Origin of the sequence: Pseudomonas sp. LFS074, from assembly GCF_047978165.1 — a bacterium.
GTDB classification, from domain to species: Bacteria; Pseudomonadota; Gammaproteobacteria; order Pseudomonadales; family Pseudomonadaceae; genus Aquipseudomonas; species Aquipseudomonas putida_P.
Genome location: NZ_JBFPFV010000003.1, coordinates 339,704 through 365,361, shown reverse-complemented (window position 1 = coordinate 365,361; position 25,658 = coordinate 339,704). Strand labels below are relative to the sequence as shown.

The 25,658-nt window shown below is 56.8% G+C and carries 20 protein-coding genes and 2 pseudogenes; 9 read left to right on the top strand and 13 right to left on the bottom strand.

The features are described from left to right. Positions 1-2: 2 nt before the first annotated feature. On the top strand, positions 3-2,396 hold the full coding sequence (locus tag ACNQP3_RS25650; RefSeq protein ID WP_264316582.1) for a TonB-dependent siderophore receptor: 2,394 nt from the start codon (positions 3-5) through the stop codon (positions 2,394-2,396). 98 nt (positions 2,397-2,494) lie between these two features. Here ACNQP3_RS25650 and ACNQP3_RS25645 read toward each other — a convergent pair whose 3' ends face one another. Then, a complete protein-coding gene (locus ACNQP3_RS25645; protein ID WP_264316581.1) occupies positions 2,495-3,370 on the bottom strand; it encodes a WYL domain-containing protein in 876 nt (291 codons plus the stop codon). Between the two features lie 119 nt (positions 3,371-3,489). Between ACNQP3_RS25645 and ACNQP3_RS25640 the strand changes: the two genes are divergently transcribed. After that, positions 3,490-3,750 carry a hypothetical protein gene (locus ACNQP3_RS25640; protein ID WP_264317310.1) on the top strand — a complete coding sequence of 87 codons (261 nt, stop codon included), beginning with the start codon at positions 3,490-3,492 and terminating at the stop codon, positions 3,748-3,750. Positions 3,751-3,859: 109 nt separating this feature from the next. Here the strand turns inward: ACNQP3_RS25640 and ACNQP3_RS25635 are convergent, their stop codons facing one another. The 12 genes and pseudogenes from ACNQP3_RS25635 to ACNQP3_RS25580 all read right to left on the bottom strand — a co-directional run. Next, complete coding sequence (locus ACNQP3_RS25635; RefSeq protein WP_069942901.1) at positions 3,860-4,756, bottom strand: hypothetical protein; 897 nt, start codon at positions 4,754-4,756, stop codon at positions 3,860-3,862. Next, complete coding sequence (locus ACNQP3_RS25630; protein ID WP_069942900.1) at positions 4,756-5,496, bottom strand: DUF3944 domain-containing protein; 741 nt, start codon at positions 5,494-5,496, stop codon at positions 4,756-4,758. Before ACNQP3_RS25630 ends, ACNQP3_RS25635 begins: the two co-directional genes overlap by 1 nt. 10 nt (positions 5,497-5,506) lie before the next feature. Then, complete coding sequence (locus ACNQP3_RS25625) at positions 5,507-5,836, bottom strand: YkgJ family cysteine cluster protein (RefSeq protein ID WP_069942899.1); 330 nt, start codon at positions 5,834-5,836, stop codon at positions 5,507-5,509. Next, positions 5,829-7,463 (bottom strand): dynamin family protein, encoded by a 1,635-nt coding sequence (locus ACNQP3_RS25620; RefSeq protein ID WP_264316580.1) that lies wholly within the window; start codon positions 7,461-7,463, stop codon positions 5,829-5,831. The genes ACNQP3_RS25625 and ACNQP3_RS25620 overlap by 8 nt, the downstream gene beginning before the upstream one ends. Continuing rightward, the gene (locus ACNQP3_RS25615) at positions 7,460-9,223 is read right to left on the bottom strand and encodes a dynamin family protein (protein WP_264316579.1); all 1,764 of its coding nucleotides are present in this window, start codon (positions 9,221-9,223) and stop codon (positions 7,460-7,462) included. The genes ACNQP3_RS25620 and ACNQP3_RS25615 overlap by 4 nt, the downstream gene beginning before the upstream one ends. Positions 9,224-9,230: 7 nt before the next feature. Beyond that, positions 9,231-9,824, bottom strand: a complete 594-nt coding sequence (locus ACNQP3_RS25610) for a hypothetical protein (RefSeq protein WP_069942896.1) — start codon at positions 9,822-9,824, stop codon at positions 9,231-9,233. Positions 9,825-9,835: 11 nt separating this feature from the next. After that, a complete protein-coding gene (locus ACNQP3_RS25605) occupies positions 9,836-10,705 on the bottom strand; it encodes a GTPase (protein WP_069942895.1) in 870 nt (289 codons plus the stop codon). Positions 10,706-10,789: 84 nt separating this feature from the next. Further along, positions 10,790-11,023: a hypothetical protein gene (locus ACNQP3_RS25600; protein WP_264316578.1), complete on the bottom strand. Its 234-nt coding sequence runs from the start codon at positions 11,021-11,023 to the stop codon at positions 10,790-10,792. 57 nt (positions 11,024-11,080) lie between these two features. Next, the gene (locus ACNQP3_RS25595; RefSeq protein ID WP_264316577.1) at positions 11,081-11,290 is read right to left on the bottom strand and encodes a hypothetical protein; all 210 of its coding nucleotides are present in this window, start codon (positions 11,288-11,290) and stop codon (positions 11,081-11,083) included. 315 nt (positions 11,291-11,605) lie between these two features. Then, the gene (locus ACNQP3_RS25590; RefSeq protein WP_264316576.1) at positions 11,606-11,875 is read right to left on the bottom strand and encodes a DUF3077 domain-containing protein; all 270 of its coding nucleotides are present in this window, start codon (positions 11,873-11,875) and stop codon (positions 11,606-11,608) included. An 87-nt stretch (positions 11,876-11,962) separates the two neighbouring features. Beyond that, positions 11,963-12,205, bottom strand: a complete 243-nt coding sequence (locus tag ACNQP3_RS25585) for a hypothetical protein (RefSeq protein ID WP_264316575.1) — start codon at positions 12,203-12,205, stop codon at positions 11,963-11,965. Between the two features lie 733 nt (positions 12,206-12,938). Next, positions 12,939-13,504 (bottom strand): annotated as a pseudogene (locus tag ACNQP3_RS25580) (WYL domain-containing protein); the annotation flags it as partial. A gap of 413 nt (positions 13,505-13,917) precedes the next feature. Between ACNQP3_RS25580 and ACNQP3_RS25575 the strand changes: the two are divergent. The 7 genes and pseudogenes from ACNQP3_RS25575 to ACNQP3_RS25545 all read left to right on the top strand — a co-directional run. Then, positions 13,918-14,211 (top strand): annotated as a pseudogene (locus tag ACNQP3_RS25575) (helicase-related protein); the annotation flags it as partial. 454 nt (positions 14,212-14,665) lie between these two features. Beyond that, positions 14,666-17,149 carry a type I restriction-modification system subunit M gene (locus ACNQP3_RS25570; RefSeq protein ID WP_264316574.1) on the top strand — a complete coding sequence of 828 codons (2,484 nt, stop codon included), beginning with the start codon at positions 14,666-14,668 and terminating at the stop codon, positions 17,147-17,149. Continuing rightward, positions 17,140-18,357, top strand: a complete 1,218-nt coding sequence (locus ACNQP3_RS25565) for a restriction endonuclease subunit S (RefSeq protein ID WP_264316573.1) — start codon at positions 17,140-17,142, stop codon at positions 18,355-18,357. The genes ACNQP3_RS25570 and ACNQP3_RS25565 overlap by 10 nt, the downstream gene beginning before the upstream one ends. Continuing rightward, complete coding sequence (locus tag ACNQP3_RS25560; RefSeq protein ID WP_264316572.1) at positions 18,354-19,763, top strand: DUF262 domain-containing protein; 1,410 nt, start codon at positions 18,354-18,356, stop codon at positions 19,761-19,763. Before ACNQP3_RS25565 ends, ACNQP3_RS25560 begins: the two co-directional genes overlap by 4 nt. Continuing rightward, positions 19,756-21,729, top strand: a complete 1,974-nt coding sequence (locus tag ACNQP3_RS25555) for a DUF262 domain-containing protein (RefSeq protein WP_264316571.1) — start codon at positions 19,756-19,758, stop codon at positions 21,727-21,729. Before ACNQP3_RS25560 ends, ACNQP3_RS25555 begins: the two co-directional genes overlap by 8 nt. A 19-nt stretch (positions 21,730-21,748) precedes the next feature. Beyond that, positions 21,749-24,901, top strand: a complete 3,153-nt coding sequence (locus ACNQP3_RS25550) for a type I restriction endonuclease subunit R (RefSeq protein ID WP_264316570.1) — start codon at positions 21,749-21,751, stop codon at positions 24,899-24,901. Continuing rightward, positions 24,901-25,617, top strand: a complete 717-nt coding sequence (locus ACNQP3_RS25545; RefSeq protein WP_264316569.1) for a M48 family metallopeptidase — start codon at positions 24,901-24,903, stop codon at positions 25,615-25,617. The genes ACNQP3_RS25550 and ACNQP3_RS25545 overlap by 1 nt, the downstream gene beginning before the upstream one ends. Positions 25,618-25,658: the final 41 nt, after the last annotated feature.

Sequence of the window (25,658 nt, the reverse complement as noted above, 5' to 3'; positions counted from 1 at the left end):
AAATGAGTTCGACCCCGGTTCCACAGCGCCACCCATTGAGTCGTGCTGTGCACGGTGCTTTCCTGGGCCTGGTTGTCAGTAGCTGTGCGCTGCCTGCCCTTGCGCAATCTGCAACTGCTGAACACAGCAACCAGGCGCAGCAATGGAACATTCCTGGCGGCCCACTGGCGCCGGCGCTTGACCGCTTTGCACGCCAGGCGGGCATTAGCCTGTCCTTCGACGCGCAGCGCATAGCCGACCGCAACACGGCAGGTGTGCAAGGTACGCTGGGCACGTCGGCGGCTCTCTCGCAGTTGTTGCAGGGGACCGAGCTTCAGGCGCAGCAGCAAGGCCCCAGTGCTTACCTGGTGGTACCGCAGCCCAAGCCTGCCGGCCCGCTGGAGCTGGGGGCGACCGAGGACTACCGCCTGGCGCCCGTCATCATCAATGCCAAGGTCAAAGCCAGCGCCGACGAAGACAGCAACTCGGTGGTTGCCAAGGAGCTGTGGGTAGGCGGCAAGGTGGCGACCAGCATCCTCAACACGCCAGCCTCCGTGTCTGTGGTGACCAACAAGGAAATGCAGCAGCGCAGCGTCAGCACCACCGAAGAGGCGCTGCAGTACACCCCCGGCGTGGTCAGCGACTACTACGGTTCGGACGACCGCAACGATTACTTCCTGATCCGCGGCTTTCAGGCCACCACCTACCGTGACGGCCTGACCCTCAGCTCGATGCGCGGTGTGCGTGAAGACCCTTACGCCTACGAGCGCATAGAAATTCTGCGTGGTGCCAACTCCACGCTGTTCGGCCCGGCAGACCCAGGTGGCTCGGTCAACTTCGTGACCAAGCAACCGCGCTTCGAGAAGTTTGGCCAGGGCTACGTGACCTACGGCTCCTACAACCATGCCGAAACCGGTATCGATGTAGGTGATGCCTTGAACGACGAGCAAACCCTGGCCGGCCGCTTCACGGCCAAGATGCAGAACAGCGACCGCGAGTACGACCACTCCCAGGACGACAACCGGTTCGTGATGGGCGGCCTGACCTGGGCGCCCACCGACTTTACCTCGGCCACCATGGTGCTCGACTACCTGAAAACCGATAGCTCGCCGAACAGTGGCGGCTACCCGCTGGACAAGGAATACGACCGCAGCGATTTCTATGGCGAGCCCAGCTACAACTTCCACAATGTGGAGCGCACCAGCCTCAGCGGCAACATCACCCACGACTTCGACAATGGCTTCGTATTGCGCAGCAACCTGCGTTACAGCGAGCTGAGCGATGACTTTGGCTACGCGTACCTGAGCGACAGCACCTCGCGTGTCGGCACTACGATTCCACGCTACATCTTCGGCACCGACAGTGATGCTGATCAGCTCAATGGCAACCTGATGCTGCAGTACGATGCCCAATTCGAGCATATCGACAGCAGCACCCTGGTGGGCGTGGAGTACCTCGACTCGACGTCCAAGCAGAGTTCGGTCTACGGCCTGGCGCCTTCCATCGACATCGCCAACCCGGTATTCACCGGCGTGCCAGGCGGCATCACGCCCTATACCCGCAAGAAGAATGATGCCACCACCAAGGCGGTGTTCCTGCAGCAGAACCTGTCGTTCTTTGACCGCGTCATCGCCACCGCAGGCGTGCGTAATGACTCGATGGACCTGTCCAGCAAGGAGTACATCGGTGGCGAGCAGACGGAAAAGGACAACTTCTCCGAAACCTCTTATCGCGCGGCACTGACCTATATCGTCAACGATGAAGTCTCTACCTATGTGAGCATGGTGGAGTCCGTATCACCCCCGCAAGTTGGCGTTACGCCGCAAACGGGCAGGCAGTATGAAGTGGGCGTGAAGTATTCGCCCTTGGGCATGGACGCACTGTTCTCGGCTGCCGTTTACGACCTGACCCAGGAGAACGTGACCATTGCCGTGGTGCTGCCAAGCGGCATCATCGAGCAGCAGACAGTGGGCGAGTCACGCGTGCGCGGTCTGGATCTGGAAGCCAAGGCGCAAGTCACGCAAGACATCAGCGTGATCGGTGCTTACTCCTACATGGAGTCCGAGGTGCTGCGCGGGTCGTTGTGGAACGGCGACTCGCTCAAGGGCAATGAATTTGCCACTGCACCGAAGCACACCGCATCGCTGTGGAGCTATTACGACGTACCGGGCACGGATGTGAGCGTGGGTCTGGGCGCGCGGTACGTGGGTGCCTACTACATGGATGCTGCCAACACCAAGAAGAGCGACGGCACAACACTGTTCGACGCGGCGCTGAACTACAAGATCGCCAAGGGGACCGACCTGGCGCTGAATGTCAGCAACCTGTTCGACGAGCAACATGTGGTTGGGTCGGGGACGGCGAACTACTACAACCCGGGGCGCGAAGTGACGGCCAAGTTGAGTTACAGCTGGTGAGGTGGGGCGGGCTGGCACGGGCTTCGCCCGTGTTCGCGGGCAAGCCCGCTCCCACAGAACAACACATGACGCGTTGCAGCTAGAGCAAGCGCCCTGCGTCAGTACTTCATCAACCACGGTTGCAGTTCCTGGAGGTTGCTCACCACCAGTTGCTGGGCCTCGGGCAGTATCGCCATGTTGCGGTGGTCGATTTGATACCGCTGCAACACATACTTCACCAATGCCCTGCGGCTAGGCACCACCAATTGGCCATCGGTCATGCCGAAGTCGGTTTCGATGATTGCCTGCTGCGCCGTGTTCAACCGCCCATCAGGCGCGAAGATGACCGGCACCTCGACATTCCAGTCTTCATCCTGCTCACGCGTGTTCGGCGACGCGTCGAGCAAGCCTGGCTGCCCACGCAGGCGGCTGAGGACGAAGTCGCGGTACTGGCCGTTCTTTTCGCAGTAGGCCCGCACGTGCCAGCGCATGCCGGTGTACACCAGCGTGTGCGGGGCGATCAGGCGCACCTCGACGTTGGGGGTGTTGAAGGATACGTATTCGGTTTCCAGGCGCAGGCCTTCACGGCAAGCCTTGAGCAATGGGCGCAGCACCTCTGGCCGAATAGGGCGGTCAGGCACCTCCAGTACACGGGTGTGCGCGTAGGCCAGTGCCAACCCGTCGATGTGCGGCGCCCGTTCGTTGTTCTGGTAGAGCAGGTGCAGATAGGCGCTGGCGCTGTTATCGATGAACAGCGGCTCGAACTGCTCGCTCGGTACATAGCCCTTGATCTGCTTGTCATACGTCAAGTTTTCGGGCGCATGTTCGGTGATGTAGGTATTGATGTCCTTCGACGCCTGCTGGCGGCTGATGCCAAAGCTCTGCATCAGGTGGCCCGTGGTCAGCCGGCCTTCCCACCAGGCAACGGTTTCGATCAAACGATAGCGAAGTGCCAGGTCCCAGCGTACCTGCTCGATGGATTGCTTGCGTTTCATACCCTCTCCATGTGCGCGATTACTTTACCTGTATAAGTCTACATTCTAGACGTGTAGTTATGCATTACATATCTTTGGTTCGTCTTCGGAACGCTCCGAAGGTAGCAAAGGACATGAGCATGACGATGCCGGAAGTGGTTGCGACGGGTGCCTTGGTGGCGATGGGGATCATCTTGCTGGTGCTGATTCAGCAGGGGTTGAGGCTGGGCGAGCTGGGCAAGAAGGTGGAGCACTGCCAGAAGGATTTGCGCTGGTTGCAGATTTGGGAAATGGAGAACCGCGAGCTGAGGGCGGCGTTGCGGGCGGAGCGGGAACATGTGGGGCAGTTGCGGCGCAAGGTGGAAATCTTGCAGGGCATGACCCATGCGAATGAGCGTTGAGTATGGGCAAAACTGAACGGATTGGAGGCTGCTCAGGCGAGCCATGCTTGAACTGGCCGGGCATGGGGCTCATGTTCGAGCCCCTTATCAACGGTGCTGGCCAGTGAACTTACGCAGCTTCGAGCACTGCCATACGGCCATTGGGCAACGTGAGCAATAGTTGATTTTCTGTCGACTGAATCAGTTGCCGTGCCCTATCTTCGATGCGCTGCAGGACTACGGTCTTGTCGCCCATGTTTCCCCGCACCAACTCGCGATGTTGGGCATTGAGGAACCCCTTGTACTGTTGCATTGCACCCTGATACCGCTCTGCGCCATCTTCCAGTATCTGCTGGGCGAGCATCGGCTTGCCTACACGGGCGGCCAGCAAATATTCCGTGTGAATGCCCAGCGGCATGATCTCCAGCATCATGTGGGCGAAGTTGACCACCAGCTCGTAGTGCTTACTGCTTACCTCGCTGCTGTTTTGCGCCAATGCCAGGACGTTGTCGATGAACGACATCGCATGGTTACGCTTGGCTGCAGCTGATGCCAGCAAGGGGTAAGCCACATCCTTGATTTCGCTTGCCAGGCTGCGGTCTTTGAGCAAGGTGCGGGCGACTTCGATACTGCCGATGTAGTCGGTGACCTTGTCCATGTAATAGACGATGTTCTGGGTATGCAGCTCTTTGGCGATTTCGTCGACCGTGTTCTGAATCTTGTCGAGTTTTGCCGCCAGGTACTTGGTCTGGATGATCAGCGCCCCGAGAATCACGCAGGTGGACGCGGCGGTGGCCATGACGGTAGTCATCTGCGCGGCCTTGAGTGCTTCTTCGGCGGACTTGAACACGGCTTCTTTGAACGGCAGGTGCTGGATGACGCCCGTCTTGCCACTGCCCGCCGCGTAATACGCCACGCCGTCATGGATGACTGCCTTGCCTGCCGCCAGCGCATCCAGGAGGGGCTTCGAAAAGGCCGCCTCGTCGAGTACCCAGATTTTGCTCAGAAGTTCTGCTGCTGCCTGCATTAGAAGTGATCCTCTTTTTCATACTGGCGCCGCATGAACGCGATTTGAATGACTGCCGGGATCGTGACCCGATAGGCCGTACCGCTGAGCAGAGGAACGGTCACAGCGATCGCTGCCAAAGGCCCGGCGATGGCCGCTACCGCGCGCCCGCCTACCAGCGCTGCAGCACCGCCGAGGGTCACCCCGATCGCATTGCTGAATGACGCAGTGGTACCCCTTGCAAGCCACGATGACCACTGCAGCGAACCCAGACCACCTGCACGAATGGCATTGATGATCGCGGCCAGCGGCAGCGCGCCGAGCGCGCCATTGAGGTTCATTTCCTCGGCTGTGCTACGCCGCTGTTCCGGCGACATTTGTTCCCAGCTCTTTTCTACCAGTTTTTCGATGAGCTGGTTTTCGATGGCGTAGGCGCTGGCTTTGCTGTCGTACTTCACATCGGTCTTGTCGCAGACGTCGCAGAGCATTTCCTTGTAGAGCACACCCTGACGGCGGAACAGGTTGACGATGGAGTCACCCGCGAAATGCTGCAACTCACCGGCAACCAGTTGCCAGCAGCGACGCCATTGATCTGGCTGGCCCTGCAGTTTCTTGAATTGCGGCTCATCGGCGATTTCGCTTGCTCTGCGCTTTTCTCCGTCCTTGTCGAACATGAGATAGGCCGCCAGGTTGCGGATGTCGTCTTCCCGGCAGTATTGCAGGAAGGCCAGGTCATCATCCGCGCGGTAGCTGATACCCATTCTGAAGTCCCTATGGTTGTGTAAAGCGGTTGTCTGTAGAAGCCAGGATTACCCGGGTGGCCTCGCCAGCGCCGAGCGCCTGCAATTGCTTGCACCCGGCTTCGTTCTTCTTGACGTACGTTTCCCAACTCATTGCCTGGCGATAATGCAGTTCGTACTGCCTATCGATGCGACAGGCGTCCGGCCGCTGGTCGTAGATGCGGCACCCGGCGTTGGCTTCATCCAGGTGCCGGCATACACCGTCGCCGCGGTCCATCACCGCGGTTTCAGCAAGCAAGTGCACACGTCGGCAGCATTCCATGCAGCGGCTGCAGGCAAAGGGCGTGGGGGTATCAGGCATACTCACCCATCGCGGCCTGGGCCTGGACCAACCGTTCACGGTCCTCGCTGAGACGGCGCTGGTCCTGGCCAAGGCTGCCACGCAGGCTCTGCAGTTTGTCCTTGATATCGGCAAAGTTGGTCTTCAGGTGACTATCGACCATGGCGTTCAGCGACCGCGAGAATTCCCAGGCCGTTTCGTCGGCGAATGCTTGGATTGCCTGTTCGCGGCGCTCGCGCTCCTGCTCCTCGCGTTTGGCTTGTTCTTCCAGTCGCTGCTGCTCAGGGTCGCCGGCAAAGGCGGAATACAGCGCACTGCCTACCTGGAAAGCAATACCGATGACGGGGATGACCTTACCGACGATCTGTTCGGCAACCTTGCCCATGGTGACCGGCCCGACCCCTTTGAACAGTGTCGGCAGCCACTGTTTGCCGACTTTCAGCGCGCTGACGACATGCTCGGCCTTGAGCATGCTGCTGGCCTGACGGACACCGGATTCGAGCAGGCTCAAGTCGACGCCCTGCGATGCGGGCAACTGGTTGGCGGGGGCCTGCGCTGTATCGAGGTCGGGTGCAGCCTGAGCGTTGTAAGCCTGTGGTTGTACCTGTACCTCTCGAATGACCTCGTCGAGCATCTCGGAGGCGTCCAGGCCCAGGCGGGTGAGTGCGTCTTCGAGCTCGCTGCAGACTTGTTCGTTGGCCTGCCCGATAAGCTGCTCGACCTTGCCTTGAGCGCCTTCGATGTTTTGGTTAAGCGCTGTGATCGTGCTCTTGGCAATGTAGGCGGCCTTGGCTTCGATCAGCGATTTCAAACCATGGCGAATATCGATTTCGCGGCGCGCGATCTCGCCATAGAAGGCGTCCAGGCGTTTGATCGCAGCTTGGTCCTGGCGTTTGTCCAGCTCGGCTACCGTTGCATCGAGGAAGCTGCGCAGTTCGTTAGCGACACGCGCCACGATTGCCTTCTGCTCCACGGATGCGAAGAACCCTTCCAGATCGCGTTCAAACTTTGGAAAGCCCGAGCTGTTCAGCAGGTTCTGCTTGTTCTCCAGTTTCGCCTTGAGCGCGGAGCGGGCGTTAACCTCGACGATCGGGATATGCCCCAGCACCTTCTGGGAGCCGGCCTTTTGTTGAATGCGCTCGCTGAGTTCGTCCTTGATGCGGGCCAGGTCGATCGGGTCGAAGCGGCTTTTGCAGTTGAGCACCAGAAAGATCATCTTGCCGGCAAGCACCAGTTCCAGCAGCACATCGAGGGTTTTTTCCTCCTCGACCACACCCAGCGGGTTGACCACGAAGATCACCACATCCGACTGCACCAGCTGTTCGCGCGTGATGGCCTCGTGCTCTAGCGGCGCGTCGATGCCGGGTGTATCGAGCACTTCGAAGTCCCCCCAGCGATAGCCCTGCACACGGGCGGTCTCCGGCACATCGGCTACCGCAGCCAACTCTTTGCCAAGCAAGGCGTTGATCAGCGTGCTTTTACCGGCGTTATAGACGCCGTACACCATGATGCTCGCACCCGCTTGCGCCTTCTTCGCCCGGCTCAGTTCGCGAATGCTGGCGACAGTGTGCGGGTTGTAGGTTTCACACAGACCATCCACTTCGTCGTAGAGGGCTAGCAGTTGGGTCATCGGGCCTGGTTGAGTCATTGCGCGGTGCTCGTTTCAAGGGTTATGAGCGCCTGACGCAGGCGCTCCATTTCGATGGTCAGGATTTGGCAGTATTCGAGCATGGAGTCCCGTAGGGGATCGTAGATGCCACGTACCTGCTCGTTGAGGTAGGCAGGCAGGGCGTCGGCGTACTGCTCGAGAGCTGCCTGGCGTTGTTCTTCCAGGTTGTCGCCGACCACCACATTGTGTTTGGCGCGGATGGCCTCGGCGCTGCGACCAATCATGCTCGCGGCACTGCCCAGCGAAGCCCCGGCTGCGGCGCCTGCGGGGCCGCCGACGAAGAAGCCAATGACACCACCGACAACCGCCCCGCCCGCTCCCCAAGCGGTTTTGGTGCTGCTGCGAGTGCCGCTGATGTATTCCTTCTCGACCGTGACCTCGCGGTACGCCGGAATGGCGCCGATGCGGCTGGTATCGAAGGCACGTTGCAGCGCATTTTGCTGGCTTTCGCCGATACCCTTCATGGCCTCGCCGGTCAGGCGGCCCAGCAGGGTGGCCAGGCGCTCGCGCAGCTGAGGCTGTGCGTCGCCGGGGCGTGGCCCGTTGTAGAGCTGGTTGACGAAACTGCGCATTTCCGTGACGCCCTTCTGGCTCAGGGTCCGCAGCTCGCGCTCCACTGCCTGCTCCTGCTTCTGGATCTGCAGCTCGAACGTCTCGGTCAGTTCCTTGATCAAGCTCAGGTCGTCGCAGGTTTCAGCCACGGCCTTGCGCAGGTTGTTCAAGGGGGTGGTCAGCTTGAGGTTGAGACCTTCACCTTGCGACAGCGTCTTGAGGGTTTGGAACAGGGTGCCCAGGCCACTTTCCTGCAAGTGCGAGGGGTGGCGCTCGGCGAAGCGGGTCGAGATGGGCAGGATGCGGACATGGCTGGCAGCGTCCTTCTGCATCTCCACCAGGTTGCCGGTGACTTCCTGGATTTGCCGCTGCTGGGTTTCCTTGGATTTCATCAATACTTCGGTGACGAGTTGCCCATCATCGTCTTCGTCTTCTTCGGTGATATCGCTGCCGGTCAGCAGAATCATCAACGAGCGTTTGCCATCGAGCAGGCTCCTGACCTCGCTCATGTCCGACTGGCGGCCAGGCGCTTGCGAGTTCATGGTGTAGAGAATCAGGTCCGCCTGGTCGACATACTTGCGCGCCAAGTTGCCATTGGCCGCATTGGTGGAATGCAGCCCAGGCGAGTCGACCCAGGTGAACCCAGGCAGCTTGAATCCTTGAATCGAACTGGTGGCCTCAGTGGCACCGACCCTGAATTGCTTGGAGCTGCATGCCTCGCCTTCTTTGTCGCCACTGGCGACGTCGGTTCGGTCATGAGAAAAGTAAGTGGGTTTCAGCGTGGCCTGGGCTTTCAGTTGCGCAGTGGGTTCACTGTGCCCCCAAGCCACGTAGTTGCCCAGCGAGCTTTTGCCTGATTTGACCTTGCCGTACACGAACACCAGTAAGGAGTCGTTGAAGTTCTCACGAAAGACCGCGCCCTTCGCACGCACCTCGGCGCGCTCTTCCCAGACCATGAATTGGTCAGTCAGGCGCTGCGCCATCTGGGTCGCACCTTCCTTGAGCGGATTGTTGTCACTGACCGCGCTGGCCATGCTTTCGGTCTGCTGACGCAAGTGCTTTACAAAACCGGTGCGCAGCGTGTCGAAGCGTTGCTGAGCTTGCGCGAGGTTTTGCTTCTGGCTGGAGAATTGCCCCTGCAGTTGTTGAAAGACCTGCATCAATTCATCACGAGTAACGGTGCTCATCGATCTATCACGCCTTAAGCAGAAGTTGACGTTTCAGTTGCTGCAGGCGCTCGATACGTGCCTGGGCGACTTGCGCTTGGGCGAGCGCCGCCTGGTCGGAGGCAGATGCTTCGGCAGGCGCGGTCACGGATTCGAGCAGGTTCACGCCCTGCATGAAATGAACGATGTGCCCACCTTCCATAGTGGGCGACGCTTGGAGAATAGCTTTGACCGTCTTACCGTAATTGGACGTCGACGACGCGGTGCTGCGGATACGTTGTTCAAGCTGATCCCCCGTCACCCCTTCGAGCGTCAAGCGCGTCATCTTGGTTACGCCTTCAGAGACCGGGTTGTGCTTGTCCAGCGAGGCGGCCAGTGTCGATGCCGCCCCTCTGAGCTGGGCCTTGAGCTGTTCCCGCCGCTCGCCGGCCAGAGACTGGACGCGGGCTTTGAGGTTTTCTTGCTCGCGCAGGCGCTTGGCTTCCCGCTCCTGCTCAAGCCGCTCGCTATCGTCGTAGTGGGTGGTGGTGCTTGAAGACGAAGGGGTGTCGTCACTGACCGCTTTAGCAATGGCGGCGGCAGCAGCGACTGCCGCAACGCCGATCAACCAAGGTAGAGGCATTGCAAGTCTCCTTACTTGAGGCTGTCGAGTTTGGTGCGTGCTTTCTGCATGTCGGACGTATGGGTCTTGAAGGTCCGGCGAGCGCTGTCGATGTGCTCGACGAAGGCTTTGGCCTTGACCACATACGGCTCGGTGATCTGCTCGATCAGCTTGAGGTCCTGTTCAATCAATGCGTCGATACGCGTGCCCAGCTCCAAGGCGCGCCGTGCCAGGCGCTGTTGCCGGGCGTCAGCGAGCGACTTGGCGAGGCGCTTCGAAAGCGATTGCAGGTGTTGCGCCAGCTGTGGAATGCCGCTTTTTTCGCAGAGCCCTTGCTTGTTTTTCTCTACACCGCTTTTGAAACGCGTGTTGGAAATGACAAAGCATTCAGGCGCCGTGCCTAGATGGATCAGGGCCTGACGTTCGATGGTGTCCTTGACTGCGGCGAGGTCGGCGTCTTGCAGCTTGTCCAGCTGGCTGATCACCAACACCACGCGTTCACCCACGTCTTGGCCATAGGCGCTGCGCAACTGATCGAGCAGGGCCACTTCTTCCTGGTCAAGCTCACCAGGTGGGGCATGGACGAACAGCACGACATCAGCGGCATCAAGGCCCTGGTTCGCTTGCAGAGTGTCGTCCTGGTCATAGCCCAAGCCTGGGGTGTCCACTAGCACGTAGTGGTCTAGTTCCAGTGCCTGGTTGGTACGGGTGGTACGCACATCACCCGTTTGGAAATGCTCGTCGCTGGCATGGCCGCTGAGCATATTGAGCAGGGAGCTTTTCCCTGCTTTGACCAGGCCCCAGGCGGCAATGCGGGGCTTGGCCGGGGAAGCCTCGTCGCGCTGGCTGGCAAACAGCTGGTACTCCGCCTCCAGCGCCTCAAGTCGTTTGGTTCGGTCCATCAGTCAGCGTCTCCTGTCGCATCACTGTTGCTGCAGTGCATCAGCCCACTGCAAGGCTCCGGGTGCCGGCATGATGTCATATGGCTAGTAACTTTGCTGTTTGACTTTTGTTGGGCGGGAAGGGGCACTGCTATGGTCTTTTGCTGAAAGCGAACGGCTTGGGTGGGAACGGGGAATGACTGCAGCGATTACCGGCACCATCCGTTCGGTCGTCATGACTTTAGGCAGCAAGGTTTGGTCGAAAGTGACCATCTGGCCTTCGTGCAGCCCCTGCATTTTCTTCAGGTAAGTGGCGAAGGCTTTTTGGCTTTCGAGCATGGTGATAATCCTTTAAGTGCCGGGCGTGTTCGCAACAACAGGGCTAGTGCAAGGCGCTTAATGCTTGCGGATGTGCAGATGCCGGGCGGCTTTGGCCAGCAGGCCGGCAAGGGCACCGGCCCGAGCAACTTGCAGGTTGGGGTTGCCACACTTAGGGCAGCTGTGATGCCAGTCTCCTGGGCCCAGCGCGTCACTGGCTGGGGCCACGGTCATGCTCCAGTTGCATTGATCGCAGTGGAAGGTCATGGGGCTAGGAGGGATAGGCATTCACACATCCTGTATGAGTTCAGAGTGGGCGCATGATGGCACTCTGATTACCCTTCGTAAACTGTCAATAAAACGCACTGTTATTGGCGAGAGTAGGGGCTGGAAGCGGCTTTTTTGACGGGTTTTTTGAAGTTATGTGTGCGGATGATTTACCTGTTTATCTAGACAGGTTTGGGCTGATGGATTGTTGTTGAAGCGTTGACCTGTTGCAGGTCGGCTCTTGGACATTTATGCGGGAGCTTGGACCGCTAGGGCCGCTTTGCGGCCCTTTCGCGACATGAGGCTGCTTTCAGAACGCGGGGCTGTAGGGCTATTTCAAGGCGTTTTCATCATGCCCAGCTCGGCATCGTCCAGCAGCGCTTTGCCCAACGCGCACAGGTAGTGCGCCGCCCAAATCAGCTTGGGTTTATCTTCCATCAGACCGTCGATGGTCAGGTCCCGCGCGTAGCCCATCAGTTCCGAGGCCTGTTCGCGGGCGTTCTGGCAAGGGATGCCGGCCTCAATGCGAAACAGTGGGTGGGTTTGGTTTTCGCCTTGAAAGAAAATGGTTTTACCGACAGTGCATTGGGGGGCTTCGGTGGTCATTGATCAATCTCCCTGGTCTTTTTGATGCCTGGGTTGGCCCCGTCGCCGATGAGCCGGGCTTCCACAGGTTTTGGTTCGGCATGTGCATCAATGCATCGGTTGCCGGTTCGCGGGCTGCTGCATTTGCGCCAGCGCTGATTCGAGGAGTCGGCGCAAGGTTTCAAGCTCGTGCATCGAGGCCATGATCAAGGCCGATGCGGGTGATCTGGGCTGCAGCAGCATCGCTTGCTGGGCTACGGCTTCTGCACAGAGTGCGTAGTCCGAGGCCAGGATGATTGTGTCTTCCAGGGAATGGAGATGGTGGGGTGGGGCGGGGACAATTTTTAGCATGGTGTGGCTCCTGTCGTAGTGAAGCAACCACCCACCGCGGCTAAACAGTAAGGTGGCAGCTGTACGCGGGTTAGCCGACCGGGACGTCAGGCACCCGGCGCACCCGAAGGTGCCCCACGCACAGCCGCCATAAAGCGCCAATGCCGATTGCTCGGTATTGCATGGCTGTGTTGTCTGACGAAGTCGGGCGGCTAAACCCGGTCGTTGAATGGCAACGACACGTCGAGACTAGAGACCGTGTTTTGCGTGTGCAACGGAAAATAGGCGCTGCGAGTATCTTTGGGAAACGTCCTACACGGAAGGGGGTAAATCCGGTTTTTGAACTGTGCATTCCACAGGCGAAAAAAGACGTTCTTTGGGCTATTATTTTTTGGGATTTGGTGGGCCGGGGTAATCTGAATCAATACTCTATCTGTATGACTTTTATGAAAATTCTTTGGTTTAAAAAACTAATGGAATACCTTTTGGAATACCGCTTGATAAAGCTCTTAAATTCGTCTTTCTAAGACGTTCACAAAGCTTGCTCCCTTGTAGTGCTCCAGCTCAGGTTTGGACACACTGCGTCAAGGTAAGGGATCCCACCTCCTGCCACGCTGAGTGAATATTTCGGCCGTGCTCTGTGGTTGTGATGGGGTTAAATTCTAAGTCGGGATACCAACTGGAATGTTGCCATACCTAGGGTCAAACCTGTGGCCCGTAGTAGGCAAACCTATGGGCCGATCTAGTCGTATAATTAGCTTTTCAATCCCCTTAGATTCTCAACCAAAATCTGCTGCGCCTCAGGCTTGGGGTCTAGTTTCTTCGGGTCGATCTGATAGCGCTGTAGCACATACTTTACCTGGGCTTGACGGCTGGAGATTTCGAGCTCTCCGCCCACCATCCCGAAATCGGTCTCGATAATTGCCTTCTGCGCAGGGGTTAGCCGCTCATCCGGCACGATCAGCACGGGTACCTCGGTGTTCCATTCGTCATCTCCGTCGATACCGTTTCGGTCACGTCATCCATGAACTCCGGTACACCGCGCAGGCGACTCAGCACGAAATCGCGGTACGCCTGGTTCTCCTCGCAGAACGCGCGCACGTGCCAGCGCATGCCGGTGTAAATAAGCGTATGAGGCGCGATCAGCCTGACTTCAGGCTCAGGGTTGGCCAACGAAACGTATTCGACTTCCAACCGTAGGTGTTCGCGGCAGGCTTTCAGCAAGGGTCTCAGAATCTCGGCATTGATCAAGCGGTCTGGCACCTCCAGCACCCGCGTATGGGCATAGGCCAATGCCAGCCCCTCGATATGCGGCGCGCGAGGCGGCGGAGCCAGAGCAGCATGCAGCGTGCAGCGAGGGCCGAAGGCTTTATTGACCTGCTCTGGCGTATGCGTGTGCTGTGGGATGAATATGTGATCAAGTGGGTAGATCAGGGTGATGACGAGATCCACCAGATCTACCATACCTCGATTTCTGCCAGTGATGACAAGCGTTACATCAACCGTAGACGTGATGCCGCTCAGCATCAGGGTTTGTCGTTGCTGCAGGGCATGCTCTACCACTCATTATTGGCTCACGCCATTTCTCTACTTCATCCACAAGCATGCGCAGACACTGCGTGGCGGCCTTGGGGAGGTGGAGCGCTATTACGGCTTCCTGCGCCATCTGGACAACCAGTTGCTGGGGGAGGTGACAAGCGATCCGTTGGTGATACGTACTCGCGCGTTCATGAACGACCCTTGCCATCGGGTTTGGGGTGAACGTGCAAGCGGCCAACCACATTATTCACTTCACTCGTTGCTGGAACCCGGCCAAGGAAGATCAAGCGACAGATCGGGCTTATCGGATTGGGCAGCAGAAGGATGTGTATGTGTACTACCCAACGGTTCGGGATGTGACCATGCCGCCGTTTGAGGCGACGCTCGATGAGTTGCTGAGTAAGCGACGGGCGTTGGCGCGGGACATGTTGAGTGGGGCTTCGGAGATTCAGGCTTCGGATTTTGAGGGGTTGCTGAAAGCACGCTGAGCCCGCCTGCGGAAAACCAGTGCTGGGCGATATGTAAACTATGAGTACAGGTAAGTTCATCTTCAGCTTTGCAAATTATCAAAAATCAGCGAAGTGGTGTTTGCCTAGCGGCGTAGTGCTATCGGTATGTGAGCGGATTACTTACCTGTGCACACGTCCAGTATTGGCGCCGAAAGCTCAGCGGCTTACTGTTCGCGGCATCCAAGTCCGCCGGCCACGGTCTGCGACCTTCCGGGTGATTGAACTGTGGCCGTGGATGAAGACCAGAATCAAGGGCGAAATGCTGGCCAGACGAAGCCGAAGTAGATAAGGTTCACCCATTAACCGCAGGTAAAGCACCGCTTCGCTACAAATATCTGTCGACCCCCGACTAATGTTGGCGCCATGGGCATTTTCCCGAGCGCGTAACAGGGGGCGCCTGCGCACTTACTCGTTACCTCAGTCAGGGTTGCCAATGGCTATCAAGAAATCCGATCTTTACTCCTCCCTCTGGGCCTCGTGCGATGAGCTGCGCGGTGGGATGGATGCCAGCCAGTACAAGGACTACGTCCTGTTCATGCTGTTTATCAAGTACATCTCCGACAAGTACGGGAACTCGGATGACTTCGCTCCGCCGGTGACCATCCCGCCGGGAGCCAGCTTTAAAGACATGATCGCCCTCAAGGGCAAGTCCGATATCGGCGACAAGATCAACACGCAGATCATCCAGCCGTTGATCGATGCCAACACCCGGCTTGCGCGCAGTGACTTCCCCGACTTCAACGACCCAAACAAGCTGGGCGAAGGCGATGCGATGGTGCAACGTCTTACCAACTTGGTGGCCATCTTCGAAAAACCCGAGCTGGATTTCTCGAAAAATCGCGCCGAAAACGATGACATTCTCGGCGACGCCTACGAATACCTGATGTGCCACTTCGCAAGCCTGAGCGGCAAAAGCAAGGGCCAGTTCTACACCCCGTCCGAGGTCAGTCGCATCATTGCCAAGGTCATTGGCATCAGTCCGACCAATGCAGTGGGCGCCACGACTGTGTATGACCCCACCTGCGGCTCAGGCTCGCTCTTGCTAAAAGTGGCTGACCAGGCGGGCAAGCAGATCACCTTGGAAGGTCAGGAGATGGACGTGACCACCGCCGGTCTCGCCCGCATGAACATGATCTTGCATGACTTTCCGACTGCCAACATTCAGCAGGGCAACACGCTGTCCACGCCCAAGTTCAAGGACGGCGAACAGTTGCGTACCTATGACTACGTAGTGGCTAACCCTCCGTTCTCGGTCAAGTCTTGGAGCGTCGGCCTGACGCCAGCCAAAGATCCCTATCAGCGCTTTGCCTGGGGCGAGCCACCGGCAAAACAGGGTGATTACGCCTTTCTGCTACACATCATCCGCTCGTTGAAGGGCACCGGCAAAGGTGCCTGCATTTTGCCCCACGGCGTGCTGTTTCGGGGTAATGCCGAGGCGGTGATCCGTGAGCAACTGGTGCGCTCTGGTTACCTGAAGGCCATTATCGGTCTGCCGGCCAACCTGTTTTACGGCACTGGTATTCCCGCCAGCATTCTGGTATTGGACAAGGAAAACGCAAGCGCCCGCAAAGGCATTTTTATGATCGATGCCGCCAAGGGCTTTATCAAGGACGGCCCGAAGAATCGCCTGCGCGATCAGGATGTGCACAAGATCGTCGATACCTTTACCCGAATGGCCGATGTGCCGCGTTACGCGCGTATGGTTTCCTTCGACGAAATCAGTGATCCGAAGAACAACTTCAGCCTCAACCTGCCCCGCTATATCGACAGTAGCGAGCCTGAGGACATTCAGGATATCGACGGCCATTTGCGCGGTGGCATTCCCGAGCGTGATATCGATGCGTTCGATAGCTACTGGCAGGTCATGCCTGCCCTGCGCGCGGCCCTGTTCAAGCCGGCCAGCCACCTCGGTTACTTTGAGCTCGCCAGTCGCGAGGTGAAGCCGGTTATCTTCGCTCACCCGCAGTTCACCGCCTTCAAGGCGGGTGTGGATACGCTGTTCAACCAGTGGCTGGCCCGCAGCATCCCGCTACTGAAAAGCTTTGCTGCCGATGAGGCCAGCAGCCACCCCAAGACGTTGATCGCCATACTGTCTGAAGATCTGCTCAGCGCCTTCGCCAAAGCTCCCTTGCTCGACTATTACGACATCTACCAGCATCTCATGGATTACTGGACTGGGAGCATGCAGGATGACTGCTACCTGATCAGCGCCGACGGCTGGAAGGCCGGCGCTAAAGTGCGTGAAATCCTGAAGGTAAAGGACAAGACCAACAAGCTGGTTTGGGCCGAGAAGCATGACTACTGCCAAGGCAAGCGCCGCTTTAAGTCCGACCTGATTCCGGTCGAGCTGCTGGTTGCCCGCTACTTTACGGCTGAGCGCATCGCCATTGAGGAGCTCGAAACCCAGCTGGTAAGCGTCGAGCAAAGCATGAGCGAAATGATTGAAGAGCATAGCGGTGAAGATGGCTCGCTCAGCGAAGTGATAGATGGCGAGGGCGATAGGCAAAAGGTCACCGCCAAAGCGATCAAGGCGCGCCAGCGCGAGATTGGTAAAGACCCTGACTATGAGGACGAACTCAAGGTCCTGACCGAATATGCCATCTTGCTCGACCAGCAAAGCACCTTCAAGGCCAAACTCAAAGCGGTAGAAGAAAGCCTCGACGGCAAAATCCACACTAAATACCCGCAGCTTAGCGAGGCTGAAATCAAAACCCTGGTGGTTGACGATAAGTGGCTGGCCACCCTGGCTGCAGCTGCACAGGGTGAACTGGATCGCGTCTCCCAAACCCTGACCGGACGTATTCGTGAGCTGAGTGAGCGCTACGCCACCCCGTTACCGCAGCTCGAAAACGAAGTCGCCACGCTTGCCAGTCGCGTGGAAGAACATCTGAAAAAGATGGGGGCGGTATGGCAGTGAAGCCGGGTTATAAACAAACGGAGGTGGGCGTAGTTCCGGAACAGTGGGATGTCTCTACTTTCAGCGAATTGTTCAATATTACCGCAGGGGCCGATTTTGACCCGAAGCGCTCTCAATCATTCCAAGACTCCATCCATCCGTATCCGATTTATTCAAATGCACTGACGAACAGCGGTCTATACGGCTATTGTTCCTATGCCGACCACCCGGCAAACTCGATTACGATTACAGCTCGCGGTATGGTTGGTAGAGCGAATTTCCGCGACCATCCTTATACCGCAATCGGTCGAGTTCTGGTGCTAAACCCAAAGTGCGAGATGGCTGGTTTTTACTTCGCACAAGTCATTAACAATAGCGTCAAGTTCGCAAATGAGAGCACTGGCGTACCGCAGCTGACCGCTCCGCAGATTTCAAAATATCGACTCCCTGTTCCTCCTCCGGAAGAACAACAGGCCATCGCTACGACTTTGAATGATGTGGATGCGCTACTGGGTGCGTTAGAGCTGCTTATTGCCAAGAAGCGCTACCTTAAGCAGGCCGCCATGCAACAACTTCTCTCAGGCCAGATTCGTCTCCCTGGTTTCCATGGAGAGTGGGAGTTCGTGCAGGTTCAGGATGTGATCTCGGGTTTTTTCTGCGGACCGAGCCCAACTTGCGAGGAGCGGAATATCCAAGACGAGTCCGAGTGGGGCGTTTTAAAAACGACTGCTGCAACCAAAGAGAATGGCTGGGATTGGACTAAGCATAAGACGCTGCCGCGAGTGTTTTGGAACAAGCCTCAGATCGAACTCAGGACGGGCGATGTTATCGTCACGAAGGCTGGACCTCGGCACCGGGTCGGCGTGGCCGCTTGGGTTAATTATGTGCCGCCGCGAATCATCCCTTCCGGCAAGATGATCGCACTTCGACCCCGTCCGAATAAAGTTGAGTCACTGATGTTGGCTACCGCGATCTCCGCCCGTGACGCTCAGACATACTTGGACCAGCGGACAACTGGCATGGCAGAAAGTCAGGTTAACTTCGAAAATACTGCGCTTCTGGAAGCACCGATACGAATCCCTCGCATCGAAGAGCAAACCGCTATCGCCGCAGTACTGACCGATATGGACGCAGAGCTGACCTCGCTGGAACAGCGTCTGGTTAAGACCCGAGCTCTTAAGCAGGGGATGATGCAAGAACTGTTAACCGGAAGAACCCGACTGCTATGACCAACCTGAGCATGGATGCGCCTCAACTGCTACAGGCTACTGAGCTCTCCAGCAATATCATCAGCGTTTACGAACTGCTCATGGATTCTGCGCTGGATATCCCCCAGTACCAGCGCCCCTACAAGTGGACCGGCAAGAACATCAGCCAACTGTTCTCCGATATCGCTATCCATAAGGACAAGTCCGCCTACCGCCTGGGCACTATCGTATTTCACCACGAAGGTGGGACCAGGAACATCGTCGATGGCCAGCAGCGGACCATCAGCCTGCTGCTGGCGGTCCGTGCGCTGATCCAGCGGAACAAGGAAAAAAAGCTCGAACGCAAAGACTTGCGCGAACGCCTGCTCGAGCTTGAGCAAGCGATGGTGAACCCCGGTTTTACCAGCGAAATCTCGCAGAAGAACATCCACAGCAATTACCTTGAGGTGGCCCGCATTGTTTCCCGTGCGGACTTTACCGAGGCGCATATAGACTTCTTCCTGAACAAGTGCCAGGTCGTGGCCGTGGCTTTGAACGATGTGTCGGAAGCCTTCCAGTTCTTTGACTCGCAGAATGCGCGGGGCCGGGATCTGGAGCCCCATGATCTGCTCAAGGCTTACCATCTGCGTGAGTTCGGCCCGCGCGACGAGCAGTTTAAAGCGGCCACGGTGGCGCGCTGGGAAAGCAGTGATACCGAGGAGTTAGCCACGCTGTTTTCGCAGTACCTGTACCGCATCCGCAATTGGTCGAAAGGGGTTTCGGCGCGTTACTTCAGCAAGGATGACAGTGACTTATTCAAGGGCGTAAACATCGACACGGTGACCAGCTACCCCTATGTGGAGCAGTTGCGTATCGCCCACCATTTTGTCGATAACTACAACGGGCAGTACGAGCGCAAGATCGACTCGCGCGAGCTTGGTTTTCCCTTCCACCTGGATCAGATCATCATCAATGGCCGGCGCTTCTTTGAGTTGATCAGCCACTATCAGGGCAAAGTGGCGCGGATCAGCGCCGAGTCCTGGAACGGGCATGAACTGGTGGGTGCTGAAGGGCTCGATGGCTATGCGAAAACCATCATGGATACGCTCAATAGCTATCCGGCAAGAACCCGCACCGGCGATTGTTATGTGCGGGCGATGTTCGATTGCCTGTTGATTTACTATATCGACAAGTTCGGTCAGGCGGGCATTTCCCGTGCCATCGAGAAGATTTTTATCTGGGCCTACAGCCTGCGCCTGAAGATGCAGGTGGTGCAGCTGGCCAGCATGGATAACCACGTACTGGAGAACAATCTGTTCCGGTTGATCAAGGACGCCACACGTCCGGCTGACTTTATTAGCTGCACCCTGCCGGTATTGAGTGGCCAGAAGTCAACCAGAACCGGTGAGATCGAAGCTCTGTTCAAGGCGATGAAATATTATGAGTAGCGAAATCAGTCAGCTATCCATCAAGGCGCTGCTCAGCGGTCGGGATGAGTACGTCATCCCGATGTACCAGCGTAATTACGCCTGGGAGGAGGGCGAAATCACGCAGCTGATTCAGGACGTGATCGATTACCTGCCGAAGAAGGACGATAAAGAGCGCAATTACTACATTGGCACCTTGGTGGTGTATGAGCGCCCGGATAGCAAAACACCGGTGTTTGAAACCATTGACGGCCAACAGCGGCTGACGACCCTCTCGCTACTGACTTCGTACTTGAAAAACACCCGGTTGGTTGATCTTGCCTGGTACTCGAACCTGAGTATCCACTTCGATAGCCGTGAGCATTCGCGCGCCACCTTTTCGGCCATTTTCGAGGGGAAATTCAACGACGACCCTGCCGAGGTGCTGGCTGAGAAACAGATCAATACTGGCATTCTCAATGGCTACCGCCTCATCCAGAAACTTTTGCCGCAAAAGCTGAAAGAGAACAGCGTTTCGCTTCAGCAGTTCTACGACTACCTGTTCCGCTACGTGCAAATCATGCGGGTGAAGGTTCCGGCGGATACGGAGCTGAACCATTACTTCGAGATCATGAATAACCGCGGTGAGCAGCTGGAAAAGCACGAGGTGCTCAAGGCGCGGATGATGAAGGAGTTGCAGGGCTGCGAGCAGAGCCAGAACTGCCTCCATGCCGTTTGGGAAGCCTGCGCGAACATGGAGCGCTATGTGCAAATGGGCTTCACGCCTGGCCAACGTGGCAGCATTTTTGGCGACAAGGACTGGGGACAGTTTGAGCTTGCTGACTTTGATGCGCTGCGGGCTGCGCTGCACAGTTCGCAAGAGGAGGCCGCCAAGCAGGAAACCCGCTTAACCCTTGATCAGATCATTGCCAAGGCACCGGTTGCTGCGAAGCAGGATGAGTCAAGTGAGGATGCGCCAGAGCGTTTCAACACGGTTATAAACTTCCCGAACTTCTTGTTGCATGTACTGCGTGTCGATACGAAAGCTGACATCCCATTGGATGACAAACGTCTGCTCGATACCTTTGAAGCTTATGTGCTCAAACAGCCAGATCCTGTAGCCGCGGTGAAGCGTTTTACCTTTAGCCTGCTGCGCTGCAAGTATCTGTTTGACCAGTATGTAATCAAGCGTGAGTTCATCAAGGGCGCAGATGGCTGGAGCCTCAAACGCTTCAAATGGAATGACGGCGGAGAACGTAGCCGGGCGGGGCGGGGGAGTTATGTGAATACCTTCGGCGAGGAGGATGGCAACGAGGGCATCAACCGCCGCATCCTGATGCTGCTGTCAGCGTTTCATGTTTCTACGCCAACGCTGGTTTACAAGCACTGGTTGAATGCGGCGCTGTTTCACCTGTTTTATGTTGAACAGATTGAGGCTCAGGCTTATCTGCAGCACATGGAGTCGGTAGCAAAAGCGTTTGTCTTTGACCGTATTCTGGCTCAAGGGGCGGGTCTTGATTACTTTGCGATGATTTATACCAACCGGGGCGTCTGTCAGACGCGCCGCGAAAGTATTGCGGCAGAGACGATTGAGTCTAGGTTGACGTTCGGCAACATCGAAAACAACCTGGTGTTCAACTTTCTGGACTACTTGCTTTGGCTTGAACACAGGGCGAAGGAGTCGGTTAAATCCTATGAATTCACCTTCCGTAGTTCGATTGAGCATTACTACCCGCAGCATCCGCTAGACGGACAAGTTCAGCTGGATGCTGACACGCTTAACTCGTTCGGCAATCTGTGCCTGATCAGCCACAGCAAGAACTCTCGCTTGAGCAATTTCATGCCTTCGGCCAAGAAAGAGTTTTATAAAAACAACACCATCGATAGCGTTAAACAGTATCTGATGATGGAAATAGAATCTTGGGATGCCGACGCCATACGCGCCCATTCCGAACAAATGAATAACGTGTTGCTCAACAGTCTCGTCAGCAAACACGAATCCGAGTAAACCCTGCAGGATGCACCTGATGATTCAACAACCTCGCTCCGAACGTCGCACCCAGAATCGCATTGTGGCCTTGTTTACGGACAAGTCGCGGCCTGATTGTCTTGGCTACAACTACCTGGGTGAGTGGAGCAAGCGTGGGCAAAATCGCAACATTGAAGTCGAGCTGTTGCAGGCAAACCTGAAGCAGCGGGACTACTCCGATGCGCAAATTTCAGCAGCGTTGCAAAAGCTCATGGCTGCGGCTGATTCCACCGGCATCACGCTGTATCAAGCTAATTTGCGTACCTACCAACTGCTGCGTTACGGCGTGCCGGTACAGGTAGCCGTTGGGCAGGCCCACGAAACGGTGCATCTGATTGATTGGGAGCACCCTGAGGACAATGACTTCGCCATTGCCGAAGAAGTGACCTTGCGCGGTGGCTATGAGCGCCGCCCTGATTTGGTGATTTACCTGAACGGAATCGCCATCGGCGTGATTGAGCTCAAGCGCAGTTCGGTTGAGGTGGCCGATGGTGTTAACCAGTTGATCACCAACCAGGAGGAAATCTTCAACAAGGGCTTCTTCAGTACAGTGCAGTTGGTCTTCGCTGGCAGTGACTCCCAAGGCTTGCGCTATGGCACCGCGACTACCCGCGCCGAGTTTTTTGTCGAGTGGAAGGCGACAGCATTAAAAACAGAGTCAGAAGAGCTGAATATCCAGCGCGAGATGCCCGCCCACTATCAAGTGACTCCTTTCCCGGAAGCGGCACAGTCGGGCTATCTGCTAGATGTCCCCTTGGCTCAGATGTGCGAGAAGTCGCGGTTGCTTGACCTGGTCCGCAACTTCATCATCTTCGATGCGGGTATCAAGAAGGTGCCGCGCCCTCATCAATACGCTGCAGTGAAGGCCGCGCAGGAGCGGGTTCGGCGTAAAGAGGGCGGGGTTATCTGGCATACCCAGGGCAGTGGCAAGAGCATTCTGATGGTGCTGATCGCCAAGTGGTTGCTGGAGCATGATCCTGAGGCGCGCATTCTTGTCATCACCGATCGCGATGAGTTAGACAAGCAAATATCCGGGGTGATGCGTAATGCCGGGGTAATCGGTAACGACTCGCCCTCGCCACGCATTGTCTCGCGTGCCGATCTTGTGCAGAAACTATCCGCCAGTACGCCACGATTGCTTTGCGCGTTGCTGCACAAGTTCGAGCCTGATTTGAGCGTACCGCCACCGCCCATGCATGGGCGCTTCTATGTATTCGTGGATGAATGTCACCGCACCCAAGGCGGTGACATGAACAAGCAAATGAAGCAGTGGCTGGCCAATGCCCTGTTTATTGGCTTTACCGGTACACCGCTGCTGCGCAAGGACAAACAAACTACACGTGACGTGTTCGGCACCAACATTCACACCTACAAATTCCACGAAGCTGTCGCGGACAAGGTGGTACTGGACCTTAAGTACGAGGCGCGCGACGTACCGCAGCAATTGGCTTCGCAAGAGGCTATCGATAAATGGTTCGAGGGGGCAACCAAAGGGTTGAACAACTACCAGAAGTCGGTCCTGCGTAAGCGCTGGGCAACTATGGAAGGGCTGATGAGTGCGGGTGAGCGTAAGCAGCGCATCATCGCCAGCATCATTGAGGATTTCAGTCTGAAACCACGGCTGAACAATGACCGGGGCACAGCCATCCTGGTGGCGGCCAGTATCTACGATGCCTGCCACTACTTTCGCTTGTTTCAAAACACCTCGTTCGGCACGCACTGCGGAATCGTAACCTCCTATGAGCCGAATCACAACTTGATCTCCCGAGAACCGGCGAAAAGCGATGAGCGTTACAAGTTCGATACCTATACGCAGCACGTGTTGAAGCAGGGGCAGACTACGACTGCCTATGAAGAAGAGACCAAGCGTCGCTTCATTGAGGAGCCGGCCAACCTGAAGCTACTTATCGTGGTCAGCAAGCTGCTAACCGGCTTCGATGCGCCAAGTTGCACCTACATCTATCTGGACAATGAGCTGCGGGACCATAACCTGTTCCAGGCAATTTGCCGCACCAATCGGCTCGACGGTGATGATAAGGACTTTGGCTATATCGTCGATTTCAAAGAGCTGTTCGGCGATGTGCAAGACGTCATTTCGGTTTACACCTCTGACGAGTTGGATGAGGAAGCTGGCAGTGGTGACGGCAACAACGTTGAACTGAAGAACTGGCTAGTTGAGGGCAAGAAACAGCTGGACGCCGCCCGAGAGGCATTGAGTTACTTGTGCGCCCCTGTGGCACCGCCGCGTGAGGTTGAGCAGTTTATCCATTACTTCTGTGGTGCTGCCGCAAACGCCAATGGGCTGGATGAGACGGAAGCATTGCGAGTGTCCTTCTACAAGGCGGTGGCTTCGTTTGTGCGGGCGTTTGCCGACTTGGCGCAGAACCTGACCGAAGCCGGTTACTCGGCTGCTGAAGCCGGCAGGCTTCAGACAGAAGTGCAGTTCTACGCTGACCTTCGTGAGGCGATCAAAAAGCATTCGGGCGAAGAGCTAGATATCAAGCCATTCGAAGCGGACATGCGGCATCTGCTCAATACCTACATTCAGGCAGATCACGCGAACCCGATGAGCACCGTCGATAATTTCTCGCTGGTTGAGCTGATCGTTCAGACTGGCGTTCACGATGCCATCGCCAAAAAGCTCAATGCCAAAGGTAACCTCTCCAAGGGTGCGATTGCCGAAGGCATTATCAACAACGTGCGCAAGACCATCATTCGTGAACAACTGACAGACCCGAAGTTCTACGAGGGTATGTCGAGGTTGCTCGAGGACCTGATCAAGCAGAGTCGTGAAGATGCAGCCGCTTACGAGGAGTTTTTGCGCAAGGCCGAGGCGCTGGTCAAACAGCTGGCGCAGAAGGGACCGGGAAGCTCTCCAGCTGCATTGAACGGACATCGGGAAGCCATCGTGTTGTTCAACAACCTGGACAGCATTGCAACGACCACTTTCCAGTGCCCGATAGATGAAGAGGCAAAGGTGAAGCTGGCTTTGGATATTGATCTGGCCATGCGCGGCTCGGCTCCTTCATCCTGGCGAGGAGACCCAGCGCGGGAAGCGCAGGTTCTGAATGCGCTGTTCCCTCTGATGGGGCGTGACCGTGTAGCGACTTCGGCAATATTCGAGATCATCAAGAACCAACAGGGATATTGATGAACGAGATTATTGAGCTAGGCGATATTTCAATTTCAGTGACCAGGAAAGACATCAAGAATGTTCACCTGAGCGTGCACCCGCCCGATGGGCGGGTAACGTTAGTCGCCCCGACAAGCACTCGGCTTGAAGTCGCCCGGGCTTATGCTATTTCCAGGCTGGGCTGGATTCGCGAGCAGCAGAACAAACTGGAGGCGCAGGCGCGTGAAGCGCCGCGTCAGTTTGTGGAAAGAGAAAGCCACTATGTCTGGGGTCGGCGCTACCTGATGGTGGTTAACCACTTGGACACCAAGCCATCGGTGGTGCTTGACCACAAACGCATCACCTTAACCGTTCGCCCGGGCAGTGATGCACATAAGCGCGCCGAAGTGATCCATGAATGGCAGAAGCGGCAACTGCACGCCGTGGTGCCGTTGTTAATCGAGAAGTGGGAGCGCAAGCTGAAGGTGAAGGTGGTGGGTTATTACCTGCAGCGGATGAAAACCAAATGGGGCAGCTGTAACCATCAAGCAGGGAACATTAGACTGAACACCGAGTTGGTGAAGAAGCCTAAAGACCTGCTTGAGTACGTGATCGTTCACGAAATGGTTCACCTGCTCGAACCCACCCACAATGAGCGCTTTATCTCCATCCTCGGGGAGCATTTTCCAACCTGGCGCGAGGCCCGCGCCGAGTTGAATGAGTTGCCGTTGGCTGCTGAGGTTTGGAAAGAGTGAGGTTGCACTTGCCCGATTGTAAGTGCGACTGGTGGGCTAGG